The organism is Ralstonia psammae (assembly GCF_958405935.1).
GTDB lineage: Bacteria > Pseudomonadota > Gammaproteobacteria > Burkholderiales > Burkholderiaceae > Ralstonia > Ralstonia psammae.
This window is the reverse complement of the sequence record NZ_CATZBU010000021.1, coordinates 1-20907: the sequence shown is the minus strand read 5'-3', so window position 1 is coordinate 20907 and position 20907 is coordinate 1. Positions and strand designations below refer to the sequence as shown.

Sequence of the window (20907 nt, the reverse complement as noted above, 5' to 3'; positions counted from 1 at the left end):
CCGCGCGGTTATCGGTGGCGCATCTCCACCACGGTCGGCTTGCCATCGACCATGTCAAACGTCGCCAACACCGCATCCCCTTCCTTGAAGTTCTTCAGCGACGCCTTGTCTTTCACGGTAAAGGACATCGTCATGGCGCCCATGCCTAGGTTATCGATGGCACCATGCCTGAGCGTCACCTGCCCGGAATCGATATCGATCTTGCGGATCTGGGCCGCCACGGGCTTGGGCGCCTGCTTGGCCTGGCCAGCCGGCTTCATGTCCATGCCGTCCATGGACCCGGCAGAAAATGCCGCCGGTGCCGCAGCGAGCGCAAGCACGATTGTGAAAGTCTTGATGTGGTTCACGTGGATTCCTCTTGAAGTGAGGGGTTGGTGGAAAGCGGTGATGGTCCCGTCTGGCGCCGGCGGATCAGCAGATATACCGCCGGCACGACAAACAGGGACAGCAAGGGTGCAGTGACCATGCCGCCAACCATCGGGGCGGCAATGCGCTGCATGATCTCGGACCCGGTGCCATGTGTCCACATGATCGGAATCAGGCCGGCCAGAATGACGGCGACCGTCATGGCCTTCGGACGCACGCGCAGGACAGCACCTTCCTGAATGGCTTCCAGCAGCGCCTCGGTTGTGTTGCGGCCGGCCTCCTGCCGCTCCGTCCACGCCTGTTTGAGGTAGAGCAACATGATCACGCCGAATTCGGCCGCCACGCCCGCCAGCGCAATGAAGCCGACGATTCCGGCCACGGACAGGTTGTAGCCCAGCAGATAGAGCAGCCAGAAGCCGCCGATCAGCGCCAGCGGCAGCGTGCCCATGATGAGCAGCGCCTCGTCGATGCGGCCAAATACGAGGTACAGCAGCACGAAGATGATCAGCAAGGTGAATGGCACGACCACCTTCAGCTTGGCGCTAGCACGCTCCAGGTACTCGAACTGGCCCGACCAGCTCAGCGCGTAGCCTGCCGGCATCGGCACCGCCTTGGCCACCGCCGCCTGCATGTCCTGCACGGCTGAGCGCAAATCGCGCCCCCGGATGTCCACGTACACCCAGCCCGACAGCCGGGCGTTCTCGCTGCGCAGCATCGGTGGGCCCTGTACCACCTGGATGCGGGCCACGTCGGCCAGCGTGATCTGCTGGCCGCGGTCGGTGACGATCGGCAGGCTGCGCAGTTGCTCGACCGAGTCGCGGTAGTCGCGCGGGTAACGCACATTGACCGGGAACCGGGCCAAGCCATCGACCACTTCCCCCACGTTATCCCCGCCCACCGCCGACGACACGATGCTCTGGACATCTTCGATATTGAGGCCATACCGCCCGGCGGCCACCCGGTCGATGTCGACATCGATGTAGCGCCCGCCGGACAGACGTTCGGCCAGCGCTGACGTGACGCCGGGCACGGTCTTGACCGCCGCCTCGATCTGCGTGGTCAGCCGGTCGATCTCCTTCAGGTCCGTGCCCGCCACTTTGATGCCGACCGGGCTCTTGATGCCGGTGGCGAGCATGTCGATGCGGTTGCGGATCGGCGGCACCCAGATGTTGGACAGGCCCGGCACCTTGACCACGCGGTCCAATTCCTCCACCAGCTTGTCGGTGGTCATGCCGGCGCGCCATTGGTCGCGCGGCTTGAACTGAATGGTGGTCTCGAACATCTCGATGGGCGCCGGATCGGTGGCCGTGTCGGCGCGGCCGGCCTTGCCGAACACGCTGGCAACCTCGGGTACGGTTTTGATGAGGCGGTCGGTTTGCTGCAGGAGCTGCGCCGCCTTGCCAGCGGAGAGCCCCGGCAGTGCCGACGGCATGTACAACAGGTCGCCCTCATCCAGCGGTGGCATGAACTCGCCGCCGATCCGCATCATCGGCCAGGCGGTCGCGATCAGCAGGACGGCTGCGATGGCCACGGTGGCTTTGGGGTAGGCGAGTACCTTGGCAAGCATTGGCTGATAGAGGCGTATCAGCCAGCGGCTGAGCGGGTTGGACTGCTCCGTGGGAATTCGCCCCCGGATCAGGTAGCCCATCAGCACTGGCACCAGCGTGACCGACAGGCCGGCCGCCGCTGCCATCGAATACGTCTTGGTGAAGGCCAGCGGCGAGAATAGCCGGCCTTCCTGCGCCTCCAGTGTGAACACGGGGATAAACGACAGCGTGATGATCAGCAGCGAGAAGAACAGCGCCGGGCCCACTTCCGCCGCCGACTCGCCGATCACGCTCCAGCGCTCGTGCCCGGTCAGGTCTCGGCCAGGATTGTCTGCATGCCAGTGTTCCAGATGCTTGTGCGCGTTCTCGATCATGACCACGGCTGCATCGACCATCGCGCCAACGGCGATAGCGATGCCGCCCAAAGACATAATGTTGGCATTGACGCCCTGGTAGCGCATCACCAGAAATGCGGCCAGCACGCCCAGCGGCAGCGACACGATCGCCACCAGCGCCGAGCGCAAGTGGAACAGGAACACCAGGCACACGAGCGCGACGACGATGAACTCCTCGATCAGCTTGTGCGTCAGGTTCTCCACCGCTCGGTTGATCAGCGCGGAACGGTCGTAGGTCGGCACGATCTCGACACCGGCAGGCAGGCTCTTCTGCAGCGTGGCGAGCTTGGCCTTGACGGCTTCGATGGTTTCTAATGCGTTCTTGCCGGAGCGCATCACGATGACGCCGCCGGCGACTTCACCCTGGCCATCGAGATCAGCAATACCGCGGCGCATCTCTGGCCCGAGCTGGACGGTCGCAACATCGCCCAGGCGAACGGCGATGCCTGCATCGCTTGTCGTCAGTGGAATCTGGCGGAAGTCATCGAGCGTCTTCAGGTAGCCGCTTGCGCGAACCATGTACTCCGCCTCGCCCAGTTCCAGCACCGAGCCGCCGGTCTCCTGGTTGGCGCCCTTGAGCGCCGCCAGCACCTTGGCTTGGGACAGGTTGTAGGCGCGTAACCGGTCCGGCATCAGGACGACCTGGAACTGCTTGACCATCCCGCCAAGCGATGCCACCTCGGCCACATTAGGCAGCGATTTGAGCTCGAAGCGCAGGAACCAGTCCTGCAGTGCGCGCAATTGACTGAGGTCATGCTGGCCGGTCTTGTCCACCAGTGCGTACTCGTAGATCCAGCCCACGCCGGTAGCGTCGGGGCCCAGCGCAGGCTTGGCGGCGGCAGGCAGGCGGGATTGCACCTGGTTCAGGTATTCCAGCACGCGCGAACGCGCCCAGTACAGGTCGGTGCCGTCCTCGAACAGCATGTAGACGAAGGAGTCCCCAAAGAACGAGTAGCCTCGCACCGTCTTGGCACCGGGTACCGACAGCATGGTGGTGGTCAGCGGATAGGTGACCTGGTTCTCGACGATCTGCGGCGCCTGGCCGGGGAACGGGGTACGAATGATGACCTGCACGTCCGACAGGTCGGGCAAGGCATCGAGCGGCGTGCTGCGCGCCGCCCACAATCCCCACGCGGTCAGCATCAGCGTCGCCAGCAGGATCAGGAAGCGGTTGCGGATGGACGCCAGAATCAGCCAGGCGATCATGGCTTGCCTCCCGTGCCACCGCCGGCCGGTTCCACCGAGGACAGAACCGCCATGCCGTCCTTGTCCAGGTGGAAGCGGAACCGCACCCGGTCGCCTGGCTTGAAGCCCTTCGGCACACCTGTTGGTGGCGCCGCGAAGTCCATCGTCATGGCACCCCACTGGATCGAGGGAATCGGGCCGTGCGAGATCGTCAGACCTTCACCGGTGACGGCCTCGATGCGGCCGATGCCTTCGTGCTCGGTGGTGGCCGCTGCGGGCGTGGAGGCCGCAGCCGGGGCAGCCATGCGCTCGGTGGTGCCACGCAGGCTAGCTTCCGAATCGATCAAGAACTGGCCGGAGGTGACCACTTTCTGGCCAGCCTTGAGACCAGCGAGGACTTCGACCATACCCTCGGCCTCGCGCCCGGTCTTGATCTCGGTGGCCATAAAGCCCGCCTGGCCACCATCGACCATGACAATGCTGCGCTGACCGGTACGGATGACGGCCTCCAACGGGAGGGTCAACACATCCTGCTGCTCACCGCTGTCAAAGCGGACCGTAGCAAACATGCCCGGCAACAGGTGCCGGCCCTTGTTGGGCAGGATGATGCGCACCTTGATGGTCCGCGTCGCCGGGTTGACGTCGGGCAACACAGTGTCGACCTTGCCGACCAGGGGCTCGGCTGCCCCGGTCGGCAGCACCTTGACCGCCAGGCCCGGCGAAATGGTGCGAGCCTGGCCTTCCGGCACCTCGGCAACCACCCAGACCTGGCTCAAGTCGGCCAAGCGGAACAGCGTCATGCCGGGGGAGACCGTCATCCCGTCCCGCACCGCGACCTCGGTCACGATGCCATCGATTGGGCTTGCAATACCTACACTGGGCTGCAGCCGTCCGGATGCCTTGACCGCGCTGACCTGACCCGGCGCCATGCCGGCTTGCAGCATGCGCGCCTTGGCCGCATCAGCGAGATCGGCCTGACCGTGTGCCGACTGGTGCAACACGGCCAGATACTCTTCCTGGGCCGCCACCCAATCCGGCGAATACAGCGTCACCAGTGCCTGCCCCCTTCGTACGGGATCGAGGGTCGCCCTGACCGCGACGTGCTGGACGAAGGCGTTCGTGCGCGCCTGGATCACTTGCACGCTGCGCTCGTCGATGGCGATATTGCCTGGCGCCTCCAGTACCGCGCTCAACCGGCCAGCCTTGACCTCGGTCATGCGGATGCCCAGGTTTTGCGCGACACGGCTATCGACCGTGATGCCGCTGCCTCCGTCCCCTTCGGCATAGACGGGCACCAGTTGCATGTCCATGAAGGGGGATTTGCCCGGCTTATCGAAACGCTGCCCGGGCACCATGGGATCGTGCCAGTACAGCACCCTCTTGCCGGTCTTGGGATCGACGTCGCCGGCTTTGAGGCCCGTCGTACCTGACGTGGAACTGATGGTCGGCATGGACTGCGCGCCGCGCTGCATGCCGATACGGTAGCCACCATAAGCTGCCGCACCGATCAGCAGAGCAACTGCAGTGGTGCCGATGATATTCTTCTTCATTGGAGGCTCCCCGTTGCCGTTTCGGTTTGCGCGGTAGGCATTGGCACCAGAAAAGCCAGATCGGCCCACAACTTGGCCGTCTTGGCTTCCAGCGCCAGGCGCTCTTGTGTAGCGTCGATCGCGCGGTGGTTGGCTTCGGCGACAGCCGAGAGCGTCCCCGTGTTGGCCCGATACGCAGTCAGGGCCGCATCCGCCTGGGCGCTGGCCAACGGCAGCGTTGTTTCGTCGTAGCGCTTGAGGCGCTCCAGGTTGCGCCGCAGTTCCGCCAGCTTGCCCGCGACCATCGCCTGGGTGTTGCGCCGGAGGATTTCCGACTTGGCGCGGGCTTCCTGCGCCTGCGCCAGCTTGGCGGCCACTTCGCGGTCCTGGCGATTGGCTTGGTCCCACGGCACAGGGAAGCTGACATTCAGCGAGCCCATGTTGGAGTACGCGGAGCCACGCTGGCTATACATCAGCTCGACCGTCACGTCCGGTTTCTTGGCTTGAGCTGCAGCACGGATTTCCGTTTCTGCCAGCGCCACATCACGTTGGGCCGCCACGACTTCCGGCACGGAGTCGAACGCGTCCGCCGCGAGACGTTGTGCAGACTGAGGCACCTCCAATGGCGGGTGGTCACCCAGCGGCCGGCGGGCTGCCGGCCCGATCCAGCGTTCCAGGTTCACCATGGCCATCTCGATCGCGGCACGGTTCGCATCCTGGCGGTCACGCAGTTTCTGGACTTCCATGTCTGCGGCCAGCACATCAGCACGTGTGCCCCGTCCGCTTCGATAGGCAGCCATCGCTGCTTGGCGGGCCAGTTCGAGCGGCTGCCCGTGGTGCCCCAACAGAGCGTCGGTCTGCTCGGCATACCAGCGGTCCAGCCAGGCGGCCACAGCGCTGCGCTGGACATTGGCCAGCGCAGCGGCGCGCTGCGCCTCTACGGCCGTAGCCTCTGCCTCGAAGCGTGCTGCCTTCGCTCGGCGTTTGTCCGATCGCGTGAATTCCTGCATCACACTGATCGAGCGCATCGTCATGAAATCCCGGGTGAGCGAGAACTGAGCGGACTTGTTGAGTGGGACGTTGTTGACACCCAGCCTGAGGACGGGATCGGGCAACTGGCCAGCGGCAACGGCCATCTCGCTGGCTGCCTGGACGTACGCGCGGGAAGTTTCCGCGTCGGCGGAGCGGGCCGACGCCAAGCCGACTGTCTCCTGCAATGAGAGGACCTCACCGGCAGGCTGGCCGAACGCCAACCGGCTGCCGACGGCCAGCACGGCGACGAGCGCAAGCAGACGCCCACCGCGCGGGCGAAAACGCAAATGCATAAAACCTCCGGAAAGCAACGAACGCTTTGCCGCTTAAGCAGCAAAGCACAAGAGACGCATTGCTTCGGAGGCTACGTTCGAAAACAGCAGTGGAGGATGGAGAGCGGTGGTGGCGGTGCGCGCGCAACAGCATCGCCTAGGGCCAAGGCCTGGGGTACCGCAATGGCCACCGGGGTCGGCTCGACCATGCGAACAAGGACCGGCAGGAAGGTCGGAATCTGCGGCGCCACGTGATCGGCGCTCTTGTGGCTTGCCTGGCAATGCTCTAGGCAGAGGCCATCGTGTTGCCCGGTGTCCTTCGAGGGGCTCTGCGCCATCTCTGGACAGGACTCCGACATGTCGCCCATCTCGTGCATTTCAACGGCCTGACCCACGGCGAACCGCTCACCCGCGCAAGCGTAGGCAGCCGCGGCCAGTTGCACGGTCAGAAAAGTCAGAGCGAGGAAGCAGGCCAGCCAGAGCCGGCGCGATAGCGCGCGCACGTTTTGTTGAGTCTTGTAGGTGACGAAATGGTAGCAGCGTCTTGCCGGAAATGGCACCCGGCTGCGGTAACCGGGTGCCAAGCGCGGCTGGGGCTCCGGTGGCTTAGTTGGGCGCCGACATCATCCCGGCGCACGACTGCCCCATCATCTCCGCGCAGGCCGGCATCATGCTTTGGCACATCTGCATCATGGCGGCGGGGTCACCAGCCTTTTGGGCTTGTTCTGCGCGAACCTGCGCCAGTTTGGCGGCGCGGGCCTTCTCAATGAGATACCAGTCAGGGCCGGCAAAGGTGGCCACGGATGACAGCAAGGCCGCCAAGCCGGCGGCGAGCGCAATGAAATCTTCATGGTGTAACTCCATGGGGTGCGGGGCAGCGCCATACTTGCGCTTTCGATCGGCGCGGGTGCCGCCCACGACATTCGAGTTCGGACGGGATTTCCCGTCGGAAGCACTGGATATGCATGCCTCACGACATGGCTGGCGGGAGTTCGCGCTAGCCGCGCAGACGTTGCGGTGGTCGCTCAGCGGGCATGGGCACGACGGGGTAATCGTACTTTTTATGCAAAATCTGGCGCTTTCCCCCCAAAGCCCCTGTTCATAAGGGTTCCCTGTCATTTCCGACAATTGTCTGCTGCCCTCAAGTGACTTCGGGGGTACGATGTTCGCCCGCGATTTCGGATCGCGCCACCTTGACGGGGGCAGAAGATGCCGGGCTTGGAATTTCGCTATGTGGGAAAGGATTCTCTGCCAACGCGCCTGTCGGAGTTCGATGTCGAGAATTATTTCGCGTTAACCGACAGCGACGTTGCTGTGATCAATGAGAAATTCCGGCGTGACGGGCGCGCTGGGGCTGCCATCCAACTGGTTTTTCTGCGCGCAAGCGGCCGCACCCTCGACCAGCTCAACACGCTTCCACGGCAATTGCTGCGCTACGTGGGCGAAAAGCTTGGTACGGTGTCCCCGACCATCGCTTCGTTGCGCACGATTTATCAGCGTTACAAGACCCTGTATGACCACCAGATCTGGGCTTGCGAATATCTTGGCCTGTCGCGGCTCGATGGAGATCAGTGGACCGGCCTCGAAACCTGGATGCGCCAGGACGCCGCCGAATCGCTGACCATTGAGGAACTGCTTCAGCACGCCCACTACTGGCTCTACGAACGGCGCATTTTGATCCCGTCGACGCGAGCGCTGCGGGATCTTGCCCGCACCATATGGGCTGGTATCGAGCGGGATTTGCTGGCCATGATCGATGTGGTGGTCTTGCCCGAGCAGATCCTGCGGGCCGAGGCTGCGGTGTTGGCCCAGCACGCCATATCGGGAACGACGGTGCTGGAATGGCTCAAGACCCCACCTGCGCGCCACAGCCCGTCGACTATGACCGAGACGCTGGCCAAGATCAGCTTTTTGAAGGGCCTGGGCGCGCATACCTGGACATTTGACGCGGTCCCTATCGAGAAACAGCGGGCCTACGGCCAACGTATCCAGGCCCGCCGTCCCGCCAAAGTCCGCGAACTCAAAGCGTCGACGCGCACGCTCGAACTGGTGTTCTTCCTGCGTATCACCTTGCTGGAGTTGACGGACGCAATGGTCTACCAAAGTGGGCGCCGTATCTCAGACCTGGTCCGGCAGGCTTACAACAAGACCACAACGAAACAAGCCCGCTCGGCGGTCGAGTACCGGCAGCAACTGGTGGAGATCAAGGCCCTGGTGGACGATACCCGCCGCTCGGCCGAGGAGCGGCTGGCCGACATCGGCAAGCTGCTTGAGGGTCTGTCCAGTCGGCCGCCGGCAAGTCACGCCGCGAGCGTGCGCGAAACGCTCACCGAGGACCACCACCGACTCCGCAATCTCCTGACACCCTTGCGGGCGTTGGAATTTGCCAGTCACGGTAACGATCCGGCCATGCGCCAACTCGACCTCATTGGCGGTTTGCACGACCAGGGCATGACGGAATTGCCGCCTGACTGCACTGTGTCGGTGAGCGCCAGTTGGCGCGAGCTGGTCGATGGTGAGGATCGCCAGCGTGCGCTGCGTGCCTTGGAGGCCTCCGCAGTGATGAGCTTGCGCAAGGGACTGCGCCGCGGCACGGTGTGGATCAACCATAGCCTGTCGTTTCGAGAACGAGACCAGTTGCTGATTCCGCCGGTACAGTGGGAGGTCGATCGGGACCGGCATCTGTCTTCGCTCGGTCTGCCGAACCAAGCGAGCCTCTACCTTGATCGCCTGACCGAGCATTTGAAGGCGGGTCTTGCGGCGCTGGACGAGGCCCGTGAGGCTGGCCATTTCACGATTGACGCGGACGGCGTCCTGCATTTGTCGCCACTGGAAGCACAGACCACCGATACCACGCCGCAACGCACCCGAGATCTGCTTTTCAAGGACATCGGTAGCACGCAGTTTGCCTACATGATCCTGGAGATGGATGCGCGTACCAATTTCAGCGAAGTGCTGCTGGCGCGCAAGGCGCGGGATGCTCACGAGCTTATCTCCCTCTACGCGGCCCTGATCGCGCACGGCACCGAACTCGACGCCAAAGGCGTCGCGGCCATGATCCCGCAGTTGGATCCTGCCCACGTCTCCACGGCGATGCGCGCCCTGGAAATGCCCGGCCGGCTGCGCCGCGCCAACGAACGCGTGGTGGAGTTCCAGCGCAGGCACGCGATCACCGACCTATGGGGCACCGGCCAGCTCGCCTCCAGTGATTCCATGAGTCTGGATACTTCTCCACACTTGTTCTATGCTCGCGCCGATCCCCGCCGACGCACGCACGCCGTCGGCATTTATACGCACGTGCTGGATCAGCACGGCATAGTTTACAACCAGCCGATGGTGCTCAACGAGCGTCAAACCGGTGTGGCGATCGAAGGTGTGATGCGCCACAACGAGACGCGCGCTGATGGCGGGCTGCTGCGGCTTGCTGTCGACACCCATGGTTACACGAATGTGGGGATGGCGGTGGCCAAGCTGCTTGGCTTTGACCTCTGCCCCTGGCTGCGCAACCTGTCGGAGCGCAAACTGTACCTGCCGCGCGGCCTGTCGGTGGCGGAGGGATTGTCGGCTGCCGTGTCGCACGAGATTTCACTCAAGGCGATCCGTGACGGCTGGGATAGCCTGCTGCGCTTGGTCGCGTCCATCCACTCGGGGCGCGTGAGCGCGGTCGTGGCGCTGCAGCGATTCGGCAGCGCGGCTCAGGGAGACCCGACTCACCGGGCGGCGGATCACCTTGGCAAATTGCTGCGCACGCTGTTCCTGTGCGACTTTTTCAGCAACATCGAGTTTCGTCGGGAGTTGCGCACGCTGCTCAATCGGGGCGAATCCGTGCACCAGCTCCAGCGGGCGATCTATATGAGCAAGGTCCAACACGAGCGCGGCCGCCGCCAGGACGAGATGATCGCAATTTCCGGGGCGCTCACGCTGCTGACGAATCTGGTGATTGCCTGGAATACCGAGCACATGCAGGCGACGGTGGATACGTGGCGGCGCAAAGGACAACGGATCGAAGATGACTGGCTGCGCCGCATGGGGCCTGCGCACTTCGCACATGTGAACTTCCGGGGCATCCTGAGCTTCCCGATCCACCTCTACCAGGATGCGTTGATCGAGACGGCACCAAGGCGGCGCGCGAGCGGCACCTGAGAACCGCTCCGGCTAGCTTCCCAATAGCTGTCGGTCAGCGAATCGCGCAGGGTTACCTTGATGAAGCAATTGCAGAGGTCCGCGATTTCGTGCATCTCCTCAAAGGAGCCCAAGGACGGGCCGGTCACGCAATTCAGACGTATACGTTCAGTTGACCATTCCTGCAGTCAGCAGCAGATAGCCGCATCGGTACAAGCACAGCGCTCCCGTACCAAATACGCCGAGCGGCATCCAAGCGGGCATCTCGTTTAGCCACACGGTCCAAGCGTCAGCGCCAGCAACTGCGCGTTCGGTGCGGGCGGTTTCGGCGCGAAGCTTGGCAAGCAGGACGTTCAGTGATTTTGCGAGCGTATTGAATCTAGTGGTCTGGCCATGTGCCCGTTGCTGACCGAACCCGATGCGCAGTACCGCCGCATAGCATTCGAGGAGAAGCAAATCGGGTTGCTCCTCGTCCATGCGCTCGCGTATGCGTTCAACGATATCCCTTGAATTCAACACGCTTGCTTGCACTGACGTCTCAAGCGGGTAGATGTCCCAAAGATGCGTTGCCGACGGGGGCAATTGGCGAGCAACGACCTCATGAATCAAGCAGCTCACAGCCTGAACCACCTCTTGTTTTGTGGCAGGGGAGAAGCCGGCTTGCTCCAGTGAGCGAGCGAACGTGGCAATGGACGGTTCCCTCGATAAGCACGGATCGGACGCAGTACGTGCGCCTCATTGATATCCCGCAACCCTTTCGCGCTGAATTTCGCGCGTGGATGTTCTTGGCACAGATTCCTGTGATCGAAGGCGAGGATCCGTATGGTTGCATGTATGCGCACGATTTTGAGGGATATCGCTGAGAACGTCTGGAGGGTGTCTATCGCAAATGGCGCGGCACACCATCGTGGGCGCTGCCGAGCTATAAGCCGCCTGAGAGTTCCGACTAGCTCAGTCCTCGGCGCATATATCTCTCACATGCCCGCGCTGGCGGCAAGAGAGCCCTAGCTTGTCTGTCCGAGCACTCGGCTGGACGACACGCGAGAGATGCTAATGAGCGCAATCCGGCAGTTGGTTGGTCGCCTGACCAGCCAGAGAAGGCTATTATTCATTTAGCTCTTGCGGTGTTCGATTGTCAGTCGGCGTTGTGATTGTGTGTAATAGAGTTGCGAGAGTTATCACCCTCTGTCCATCCTGCTTGCAGAGAGTCAGTATGCTGGATTCGAAAAAGCATGTCACAGCACCTACGCCAATGGCCCGCTCAAGGCAACGAGATAATCCCTTTGTGGAAGCCGATTCTGTCGAACGCCTGCGCGCGCAGGCTGAAGCAGTGCTTTGGGTACGCAAACAGATGGCCCAGCATGGATTGACATTGGCCGATCTCATCGCAGCAGGTTGCTTCGAAGTTCGCAGTCGTGGGGCTGCCGACAAGGAGCCGGGGCGCGCGGCACAATACCGCAGTGCTGACGGTCGGAGCTGGGATGGCGAGGGCGATATGCCCGACTGGCTACAGCGAGCAGTTAACGCTGGACAGAGTGCCGAGCATTTCCGGATCGGATAACGTCCCTGGAGTTTGCGTTACGAGTTCGGCTTGCGGACGAGATCGAGTCATTCTCTCCGAGACCCATTCGACCTCGGAGAGGGCTGCACGAGTGGCTGGTCGGGCGTCAATCTTCGATTGACGCCCGTTTGCTCAGAACACCTCACCCTGCGTGCTTTGTCTTGGCCAGGTGGCGCTGCAACGTGCGAACATGAACGTTGTAAGTTTGCGCAAGCTGGGCTTCTGGTACAACTCCACGCAAAGACTTTACCTCTTGTTGTTGTAGTGCGGACAATGCCACAGGCCGCCCAATTTTGCGGCCGCGCTCACGCGCCGCTGCAATGCCAGCTCGCGTACGCTCGCTGATGAGCGCGCGCTCAAACTCCGCGAGTGCCGCGATCATGTGGAAGCTAAATCGTCCCGCGGGTGACACGGTGTCGATGCATTCCGTCAGCGACACTACGCGAATGTCCTTTTTCTCCAATTCGGACATAACAACTACTAGGTTACCCAGGGAACGCCCCATTCGATCCAGTTTCCATACGACCAACGTGTCACCGGAATGCAGGGCATCTAACGTATCACGAAGGCCGGGCCTATCAAACCGCGCACCGGAAAAGCCTTGATCCGAGTAAATAGTGTCGCACCCATAAGCTCCCAAGGCTTGCAATTGAAGATCAAGATTCTGCTCATCAGTTGAAACGCGCGCATATCCTATGATCATTTGTTTAACGCTCCCCCGTTTTTAAATCTGCTTTGCTTTTAGAAAAAAACCGATGACGCCATCCTTTGGGTGGGATATTATTATTAATAAAACTAGTTCGAATAATTTCAACCCTTTCAATACCTCCGAATGCGAGTAATGTGCTGCGATGAATCAAGATCACAGAGAGCATTCGCTACAAAGCCAAGGGCTGCTCGCTGGACATTGCCTGAGCTTTGCGTTCCAGTAGTTGCGCACCCTCATGTCGTGCCAAGCAAACGTATGCCAGCGAGCCAAGAAATGGTGCAGATGCGAGGCATAGAAACGCGGCGTTGAAATTTCCTCCTGTTTTGTCGACAATAAATCCCATGAAAGTGGTTACGAACCCACCCAGCAGATTCAGGAGCCCCATCACACCAGCCGCCTTGCCGGTAGCCTTTGAGGCTGCGAGATTAACAAGCATTAGCTGACTCAAAAGAAGCTCACTCGCAGTGCACCCCAGTGCCAGGGCCAGCAGCGCGGTGACTGCGCCTCTTTCGTTCTGCATCGGGACGGCAATTAGTGCGACGCCACAGATCAAAAATATAATTATCGCGATTAGCGCAGGTCGTTTCGTGCGGTCGGCAAGAAATGCGACAACGGAGACGGAAAATACAGCAAATATCCAGGACAGGGGGAGGGCGGATTTAATCTCTTTTGCCGAGAATCCATGTGATTTCTGTAGGTAGGTTGGCATCCAGAACGTGATACCGTAAAACAGGGCCGCCGCCATCAAGAAGGCCGCATTAATCGACCAGTATTTAGGATCTTTGTGGAAATTCGCACTCTTTACTCCATCGGTGTAAATATGTCTGTTTTCTTGGATATAATTTACTTCGGCCTCGGATACGGATGGATGCAAGGCGGGGGTATCGCGCGTGATGAAATAGATAAGCGGGAGATTTGCCATCAATGCAACACCCGCCAGAACGAAGAATGAAATTTGCCAGCAAAATTCGCCACTAATCCATATCACCAGAGGCAAGCCAAGCGCTGGACCAGCGTAGGCGCCATATATCCAAGAAGCCTGGGCCTTTCCTAGCTCCTTTGGGTGAAACCATTCAGATATATATTTATTTGTAACGGGAAAAAGCATCCCTTCGCCCAAGCCTAAAATTAGGCGGGACAGCAAAACCTGATCGTAATGGCTGGCAAAACCTCCGATCACGAGGCTCAGCCCCCAGAGGTAGATGCCGAGCATCGCCGTTCTGCGGGGGCCGACTCGATCTACAAGATAGCCCCATATCACACTAGATAAACCATAGGACAGCGTGAACGCTGTCATCAGTTTCCCGATCTCGGTTGCCTGCCCAGAAATCCCCATTTCTTGCAAAAATTGATCATTCGCCGCGATAGCGGATATGCCGACCTTGTCAATATTTGCGACTGCCCAGAAGAGAAAAAGGGACGGGCACATCAATATCCAACGTTTGCCTCCCACTCTTGACGAAAGCAACTCCGTTCCCCGGGATTGTTGCCCTACTGCTTTCGAATTCAGCATTATTGGGATCCTATTGAATTGGCAGCGACATGCGCTAAGGAGCTTGAAGATTTCGAGAGCAATTATAGGCTTCAGTACAGCTTTCCCGTGCTCTTGAACCACTCGTCATATACCGCGCGCGCGGTCGGATATAGAGAAGGGATCTCAATCAAAGGGAGCGACCGGTCATGCAAGGGGAGGCAAATTTCCTTTGCAATCTTGGTATTATCAAAGCCAATGTCTTTTGCATCTGCAGGTGTGCAGCAGTAATACACCGCCTTCACTCTCCCCCAATACATCGCCGAGAAGCACATTGGGCAAGGAACCGATATGTTGTAGACAACGCAGTCACTCAAATCATGGGTACCCAAAGTCATTGCGGCTTGCCGCAAGGCAACCATTTCTCCATGCGCGGTAGGATCCCCCGCCGAAAGCACCTGATTGAATCCTTCGCCAACGATCTCGCCGTCTTTTACAACAACGCAACCAAAAGGGCCACCATGACCGCCTTCTGCTCCCTGTTGCGCTAGCGCTATAGCGCGCTCCATGAATTCGCTGTGTTCCAAAATTGGTTCCTTTAAGGAAAGCTGGCAAAAGAGGGGGCTATGCGCCTGATGCTGCTAGCCGCTGCCGCAAGAATTGATGGTATTCACGTGCGACCCTCATTAGTCGGAGAGTGATGGAAGTCCAGGCATGTAGTCGATTCTTCCGCCGCTTCGATCGCCAAGTCGATCTAGGTCGACGCTAGAACCGTGTCCCACAGCGCATTGCCAAGGTCGTAGTGACCGAGCCGCCCGGGTGTCGCCTGCGGCAATTGCGCTGTCCATCACTGGAGACGCGCGTGCCATATTTATTGCCGTGGCTATTACTGTCGAGGCGCTAATTTGCCGTGTCATTGTGGGTCCCCGCCCCATACGTTCTTCTTTGCGCAACAGTCAAATACATTTGACTTTTATGTGCTGAGTCTAGGAACCCGAGTTGTTGCCGTCAATTGCTATAATTGCACCCATCTGTACTATAAAAAGCAACACGATGAGATCTCTCCGTAGAGCGCTTCACTACTTTGAACAGGTCGGGCGCACCAAGTCAGTCCGCGCTGCTTCTCTAGCACTGCACGTCGCGCCGTCAGCTGTAAGTCGGGCTGTGCAACAGCTCGAACATGAAATTGGCACGCCTCTCTTCGACCGGACTGTGAACGGCTTACAGCTCACTGCTGCGGGGCAAATCGTGCTGACATATGCTCAGCGCTGGGAGCGAGAGAGTGAGCAATTGGCTGACGCATTAAGAAGCCTCTCAGGGCTCCAATTGCAGGTATTGCGAATTGCCTGCGTGGAGGTGGCTTCGTACGACTTGGTACCGAGTGCGGTCGCAGAAGTGCAACGTCGCGTTCAAGGGGTGCAACTTCAACTGAACGTGGGTAATGCGAAGACTGTGTTGGAATCGATAGCCAATGGCGCTGCCGATATTGGCTTGGTCATCAACCTTCCCAAGTCGGCACCGGGGCGAACAGAATGGACGGTTCATAACCCTATCGGCGTCGTACTCCCCTCTGGGCACCGGCTGGCGCATCGCAAATCAGTGCGGCTGGAAGAGTGCGTTAGTGACCCAGTCGTTCTTCCTGATGAGGGACTTATCGCCCATTCTGCAGTTCGTGCAGCATTGGAGTCTCTCGGCCGCTTTCAAATCGCCGCGACGTGCAATCGCATTGTGGCAATCAAGTCGCTCGTGCGCGCGGGCCTTGGTATCTCGTTCTTAACATGGTTTGACGTCGCAATGGAACATGAGGCTGGCGAATTCAGGTTTGTCCCTCTAGAGGGACCACTGATCGAACAGCCGTACGTCTCCGTCGTTACCGCGCGTACCGCAAAAAAATCGGCTGTCGTTGATCTCTTCCTCGAAACGCTGCGTGAAGCAATGCCAACGACGGAGTTCACTGCGTAGCTGATAGCCATTGGGCGCACGACGTATTGGTCGCGGGTTTTCCGTCTCGCGTGCGCCACGCAGGCGAAGGGCCGTTGAGAACGTCCTATAAGGCTTCAGTAAATCCGGTTGCCGTGTCAGGGTGATTGCTGTGGTGTCGCTCGTATGTAAACCGTATAGCCGTCAGCCCATCGTCTCCATGCGGCACCAACCACCACAGTCCAGGTGACACCGAAAAAAGCTGGTTCGCTGCTCTTAAGCCGATCGACTGAACTTTCCAGCGTGATTCCCTGGGGGTGACATCACGACGCGCTAGTTGAGGACGCGTCCGATACCTATTCCAGTAGCGAGCGCACGAGCAAGGCTGCCGTATGCGAGGCCGTCCTATGATCGCTTGGTCATAAGGTCGGTACAGCGGACTGCAGCCGCGAAAGCGGCTGAAAGTGATAAGGCCCGGAAAGGGAGGCGCGTTACCGTAGCCCACAGCTGATCGCGGGACGACTTCTCTCCAGGGCAGTTTTTCATCCGGCTAATCATGCAAACACAGCGAAATGTCATCCGATGGCCGGAAGAGAGCCGGTGTGTCTCGTTTGATGGCTCACCGACTTGGCTGGTGCTCCTGCCGATGCTGCTGAGTTGCTCGGCAATCCTGTTGGGATTGACCGTCATCGTGTTGCTTGCCGCCCGGTGGAACTTCTCTCCTTGGGTCAGGATGGTCCCGCTGGTTTCGCTGGCCGGGATAGTCGGTGCCGTTGCATACAGGTTTGCCGAGCTTGCTGCAACGCGCATCACAATCGATCAGGAGCGATTAACGTGGCGCGGAGGCATTCGCGTCCAGCGGGTAATCAGCCTGGAACTATTTCGTATTCAGAACGTTGAGGCGCAAATTGTCTGGTGGCAGCGGCCGCTAGGTTTCGGCACCTTGATTATCGAAAGCAGTGATGTTGCCTATCCGGCGTGGGTATTACCGGGGATGCCGCAGCCAGACCGGTTGCGCGAGGCGCTGATGCGATATGCGAACGTATTGCGCAGTGCCACCGGCGTGCAAGAGATCAACTTTGGAAGGGTGTGACGAGCCGCAGTGTGGCCGTGGTTTTATGAGGGAAGGATGAATGGCGACGGGAATCGTGAAGTGGTTTAGTGACGTTAAAGGCTTCGGCTTCATCATGCAGGACGGAGGCGGCGCGGATTTGTTCGTGCACTATTCCGAGATCCGTAGCGAGGGATTCAAAACCCTGAAGACTGGCCAAAAGGTGTCTTTCGATATCAAGGAGGGGCCGAAGGGGCTTCAGGCGACAGGCATTCAACCAGAGGGGCGGTAGCCGCTCCGATCTTAGGTCCGCATCCGCCGTTCGTTGTGATGCACAGGGTCCCGGTGTAGTGTGGAACTTTCGGATGGAGCCGGAGAACCTCGGTTGACTCCATCGGTAACCGCATGCCCCTTCTTGAAGCACTGCTTGTGCGAAATGGGGCATCGACACCTAGCAGACATCGCGTACTTGCACGCGTTCTACTCGATGACCCGGCCACGTGCCGTCTGTGCGGCTTTAGCGCAGTTGCGGCAATCCGGCGCTTCGGAGTACGCGCTACCTCGGCGCGAGACTCGGGCCGAAAACGTCGCGTCGGCGGCATGACGTGGCCTATGCCATGGATACGGCTCGCCCTGTGCGCAGTCGCATTGAGGGGTAGATTTCGCACATCAAGTGCAGCATCTGCGTACGGCTGCTAGCACGTTGAATTGAATCCCAGCTATTCGATAGCGAAACCCCATTGCCAATCTCGCGGACCAGTGGAGACAAAGATGCCAGTGAACGGTCGATCAAGCTCAGAGCCTACATCCACGCTCCGAAGTTTGGGTAGCTTTCGCAGCCAGGAGTCACTGAGTTCGCTCGATAGCTCCGATTTGCTGGACCCAAACGGTCCGGGCGGATTCTCGACGCGTTGCGCGTCATTGGGATCGGTGTCGGAAGGGGGAACACAGCGTCGGGTGCGGAGCAAAGAAATTGCCTATGGGCCGAGAGCCGCGGGGGACGAATTTCTCGCGGGTTACCTTGGCGCAATGGCGGGGCTAGCGCCTCGGGTGGACTACGTCGTGCCAACTCCGGAGCCTGTGGGTTCTATTCGTGAGGCACTGCCGCCGCGCCTGGCCTCGCACATGCTCCCCCATTTTCAGGATCTAGGCACCTTTGCCACATCACCTCAGATGCTTGCTACGGTCGCGCCTGAGCGTCGTGAGCGAGCACTGGATTGGCAGGGGCAATTGGTGCAGTTGCGTACCACCATCGATGCTCTCGAGAAACAGTGCTCTGCCCGGGAGAAGACGGCAGGCGCGATGGCGCAAGGAGAGTTGCGGAACAGCATATTTGCAATGACCGCGGTACGTGCCGCAACAAAAGGGGCCACTCCATTCGAGGATGAAGTCCATGCCGCCCGCGACGAGTTTCGCGACTACGGCGACGTTACTCGCAAAGACTTGCGACGGCAGTACCGGGCCGAACAGCATTTGACGGCTGCGCTGTTTAGTTGTTTACCCGCATCCATGCGAATAGCTTTCCATGAAGCGCTCATTTCGACGGGGGTGCTCAACGCGCATTGGGATCTCCTGAATCATCGCGGCGCCAACGCTGGGTTTTATCCGGATTACGCTTGGAGGCCCACTGACAAGAATCCTGGGCCGGAATGCTACCGGGTGGCAGTGGTTGATGGCGGCAATACGCATAGTTCAGGGTTCAGTGGTCAGTTGAAGGCTGAATCTTTTGTCGCCGTGTTGGGATTGCCAGCACTGACCGCGACCGGACTGGCCAATCGATTACACCTACGCGATTTAGATGCAGATGTATCAAAATCGGGCTGGGCCGGTGTGGATGTCCCGCCAGGCGGGGTGCCGCGCAGCGATGTCTATGTGGAAATCCTGCGGCGACAGAGCCAGCTCTATCCGGAAGGTACCGATTTGCGGCAAAGCGAGCCGCATTTGGCCGCAGCCTATCGGCTGCGATGCCTGTTGCCGACCTTGTCGCACGAGCTCGGCCGTCGACTCGACAACATGGCCGCAGCTGCGCGTTCCGGACATGCGGACGGTTTCTTTACACAACGAGTGATGGATGCGCGCAAGCGGGTCAGTGCCTATATCAACGTGATCGGCAACGAAGCGATCGACCGTTGGGTAGGCAAGGATCACGTAGAAGTGCACCGGATCGATCATGAGATCAGGGTGGGGGCGCCCGCCACTGCCAGGGTAGGGACTCACGCCACTTCATCACGCCGCGCGAATTCAGCCCCTGCGCGGCTACGATTCCCGCCCACCGGTAACCTTGTTCTATAGCGGGCCCGGCGCAGCCGAATGTGTTGCGGGAATTGATGTTGGAGTGGGCATCATGATCGGTTTGCCGTCAACACGGATCTGGACTGACACCGAAAGTCAATAACTGCTAGTCCGAATGCAGCTGCGTCTGGACTTGCCGATGGGCGAGCTGGACGCCGCCGAGAAACTGGAAGCCTCCGATCATGGGTCTGCTTGACACGCTCCTTGCACGAAACACTGCCTCGACGCCTGCCGGGCGTCGCGTTCTTGCGCGGGTTCTACTCGATGACACTGGCCGCGTGCAGGCCGTGGAACTCAAGCGTAGTTGTGGCGATCCAGCGCTCGACGCTCAAGCGCTCACCGCTCTGAGGAGCACGCGCTATCCCGGCGCTAGGCTTGGCTCAAAGACTTCGCGCCGCTGGCATGACGTCGCCTATACGGTCGAGCCGGCACCCCCAGATCCAAACTGACCGCTACAGCGGCAATCCACGCCGCCCCATGAAACTTGGGCGGTGTGAGAGGCTGGCAGTCGTCGCGGCGTGCAGAGGGTGGACATCCGAGTGTTTTGCCACAGCCGTTGCCGGCACTGTACTGAGCAGGGCAATCGCCTTGAATTGCTGCGTAGCACTGAGTGTGGATTTGCGACCGCGGTGCTTGCCGTCAGGCATTCGATTTTCCCAACCAACAGGTTGAACAGTCCCGCGATAGGAGTGGGAGTGTCGCCATCGTCTCTATCGCTATGCCGATGCCATACGGGTGGGGAGGTTGATGGTCGTGGGGCCTGGTTTCTGTTCGCGCAGAGTTCTCGGTAAGCCATCGGTTTGATGGTGCGGGTAACTTAAGCGTATCGAAATGCAAATGGGGGTAGCTATGCCGGGCGATGACGGAATCGATTGGTCTCAGTGGCCAGGGGGGGTAGAGGGCTTTCGGGGGGCGTTCGGTAACAAGGCTGCGGAAGCAATTGAACAGATCCGGAGCGGGAAGCCTGGGCTCATTGATTGGTCTCATTGGGAAGGTGGCGAGCAGGCATTTCGCGCAATGTTTGGGGACAAGGCTCAAGCCATAATTAATTCGTGGTTCGCAGCTCCTCAAACTGGCACAGCGGCTGCCCTGCAACCTGGCTCCGCTGGCGCGGTTGTCGTGGGCGCACGCGCGGGTCAGGAGGTCGCGAAACAAGACATGGCTGGGGCATCCCAGCCGGGCGGGAGTGCACAGAGGCCGCGGCAAGTGGCGCTTTCTTCCGCGACGCCTACCCAGGGAGCAGTCGACCCTAATAGCCGTTGGCCTTTTGGGCTATGGGGAAAAGTTCGGGGGAAGTAGTGCTCGACAGGGGCTAATGCCGGGGCCCCAATGCCACAGCCGGCAGAGAACCTCGGCCAGCGCCGCGTAAGGGCCAGATCAGCACCGTAGCAGTTGGTGTTGACGGTGATGCCGGGAAGCGCTATCGGATGGGGGTGGTTTTGGCGGATGCTGGCA

17 protein-coding genes are annotated in these 20907 nt (G+C 60.1%); 7 read left to right on the top strand and 10 right to left on the bottom strand.

Features of this window, described 5'->3' with window-relative positions:
* Positions 1 to 8 precede the first annotated feature (8 nt).
* The 6 genes from R2N16_RS23890 to R2N16_RS23865 form a co-directional block, all read right to left on the bottom strand.
* Positions 9 to 347, bottom strand: coding sequence for a copper-binding protein (locus tag R2N16_RS23890; RefSeq protein WP_316669264.1), 339 nt, complete (start codon positions 345 to 347; stop codon positions 9 to 11).
* Positions 344 to 3514 carry an efflux RND transporter permease subunit gene (locus tag R2N16_RS23885; RefSeq protein ID WP_316669262.1) on the bottom strand — a complete coding sequence of 1057 codons (3171 nt, stop codon included), beginning with the start codon at positions 3512 to 3514 and terminating at the stop codon, positions 344 to 346. The genes R2N16_RS23890 and R2N16_RS23885 overlap by 4 nt, the downstream gene beginning before the upstream one ends.
* Complete coding sequence (locus R2N16_RS23880) at positions 3511 to 5043, bottom strand: efflux RND transporter periplasmic adaptor subunit (RefSeq protein ID WP_316669260.1); 1533 nt, start codon at positions 5041 to 5043, stop codon at positions 3511 to 3513. Before R2N16_RS23880 ends, R2N16_RS23885 begins: the two co-directional genes overlap by 4 nt.
* On the bottom strand, positions 5040 to 6347 hold the full coding sequence (locus R2N16_RS23875) for a TolC family protein (protein ID WP_316669258.1): 1308 nt from the start codon (positions 6345 to 6347) through the stop codon (positions 5040 to 5042). Before R2N16_RS23875 ends, R2N16_RS23880 begins: the two co-directional genes overlap by 4 nt.
* Positions 6348 to 6418: 71 nt before the next feature.
* Positions 6419 to 6829 (bottom strand): copper resistance protein, encoded by a 411-nt coding sequence (locus R2N16_RS23870; RefSeq protein ID WP_316669308.1) that lies wholly within the window; start codon positions 6827 to 6829, stop codon positions 6419 to 6421.
* A 103-nt stretch (positions 6830 to 6932) separates the two neighbouring features.
* Positions 6933 to 7244 (bottom strand): hypothetical protein, encoded by a 312-nt coding sequence (locus R2N16_RS23865; protein WP_316669256.1) that lies wholly within the window; start codon positions 7242 to 7244, stop codon positions 6933 to 6935.
* 291 nt (positions 7245 to 7535) lie between these two features.
* Here R2N16_RS23865 and R2N16_RS23860 point away from each other — a divergent pair, with 291 nt between their 5' ends.
* The gene (locus tag R2N16_RS23860) at positions 7536 to 10469 is read left to right on the top strand and encodes a Tn3 family transposase (protein ID WP_316669254.1); all 2934 of its coding nucleotides are present in this window, start codon (positions 7536 to 7538) and stop codon (positions 10467 to 10469) included.
* Between the two features lie 147 nt (positions 10470 to 10616).
* Here the strand turns inward: R2N16_RS23860 and R2N16_RS23855 are convergent, their stop codons facing one another.
* Positions 10617 to 11138: a DotU family type IV/VI secretion system protein gene (locus R2N16_RS23855; RefSeq protein ID WP_316669307.1), complete on the bottom strand. Its 522-nt coding sequence runs from the start codon at positions 11136 to 11138 to the stop codon at positions 10617 to 10619.
* Between the two features lie 523 nt (positions 11139 to 11661).
* Here R2N16_RS23855 and R2N16_RS23850 point away from each other — a divergent pair.
* Complete coding sequence (locus R2N16_RS23850; RefSeq protein WP_428984162.1) at positions 11662 to 12009, top strand: H-NS histone family protein; 348 nt, start codon at positions 11662 to 11664, stop codon at positions 12007 to 12009.
* A gap of 142 nt (positions 12010 to 12151) precedes the next feature.
* On the opposite strand, the gene R2N16_RS23845 is transcribed toward R2N16_RS23850, so the two are convergent.
* The 3 genes from R2N16_RS23845 to R2N16_RS23835 all read right to left on the bottom strand — a co-directional run bounded on the left by R2N16_RS23845 (position 12152) and on the right by R2N16_RS23835 (position 14776).
* A complete protein-coding gene (locus R2N16_RS23845; RefSeq protein ID WP_316669252.1) occupies positions 12152 to 12712 on the bottom strand; it encodes a recombinase family protein in 561 nt (186 codons plus the stop codon).
* A 175-nt stretch (positions 12713 to 12887) separates the two neighbouring features.
* The gene (locus tag R2N16_RS23840) at positions 12888 to 14231 is read right to left on the bottom strand and encodes an MFS transporter (protein WP_316669250.1); all 1344 of its coding nucleotides are present in this window, start codon (positions 14229 to 14231) and stop codon (positions 12888 to 12890) included.
* A 71-nt stretch (positions 14232 to 14302) separates the two neighbouring features.
* Positions 14303 to 14776 (bottom strand): nucleoside deaminase, encoded by a 474-nt coding sequence (locus tag R2N16_RS23835; RefSeq protein WP_316669248.1) that lies wholly within the window; start codon positions 14774 to 14776, stop codon positions 14303 to 14305.
* 466 nt (positions 14777 to 15242) lie between these two features.
* On the opposite strand from R2N16_RS23835, the gene R2N16_RS23830 reads away from it, so the two are divergent.
* The 5 genes from R2N16_RS23830 to R2N16_RS23810 all read left to right on the top strand — a co-directional run bounded on the left by R2N16_RS23830 (position 15243) and on the right by R2N16_RS23810 (position 19901).
* Complete coding sequence (locus R2N16_RS23830; RefSeq protein WP_316669246.1) at positions 15243 to 16151, top strand: LysR family transcriptional regulator; 909 nt, start codon at positions 15243 to 15245, stop codon at positions 16149 to 16151.
* 514 nt (positions 16152 to 16665) lie between these two features.
* On the top strand, positions 16666 to 17202 hold the full coding sequence (locus R2N16_RS23825; RefSeq protein WP_316669244.1) for a PH domain-containing protein: 537 nt from the start codon (positions 16666 to 16668) through the stop codon (positions 17200 to 17202).
* Positions 17203 to 17242: 40 nt separating this feature from the next.
* Positions 17243 to 17452 (top strand): cold-shock protein, encoded by a 210-nt coding sequence (locus tag R2N16_RS23820; protein WP_316669242.1) that lies wholly within the window; start codon positions 17243 to 17245, stop codon positions 17450 to 17452.
* A 770-nt stretch (positions 17453 to 18222) separates the two neighbouring features.
* Positions 18223 to 19452, top strand: coding sequence for a hypothetical protein (locus tag R2N16_RS23815; protein ID WP_316669240.1), 1230 nt, complete (start codon positions 18223 to 18225; stop codon positions 19450 to 19452).
* 182 nt (positions 19453 to 19634) lie between these two features.
* Positions 19635 to 19901, top strand: coding sequence for an energy transducer TonB (locus R2N16_RS23810; protein ID WP_316669238.1), 267 nt, complete (start codon positions 19635 to 19637; stop codon positions 19899 to 19901).
* The last annotated feature ends 1006 nt before the right edge of the window (positions 19902 to 20907 follow it).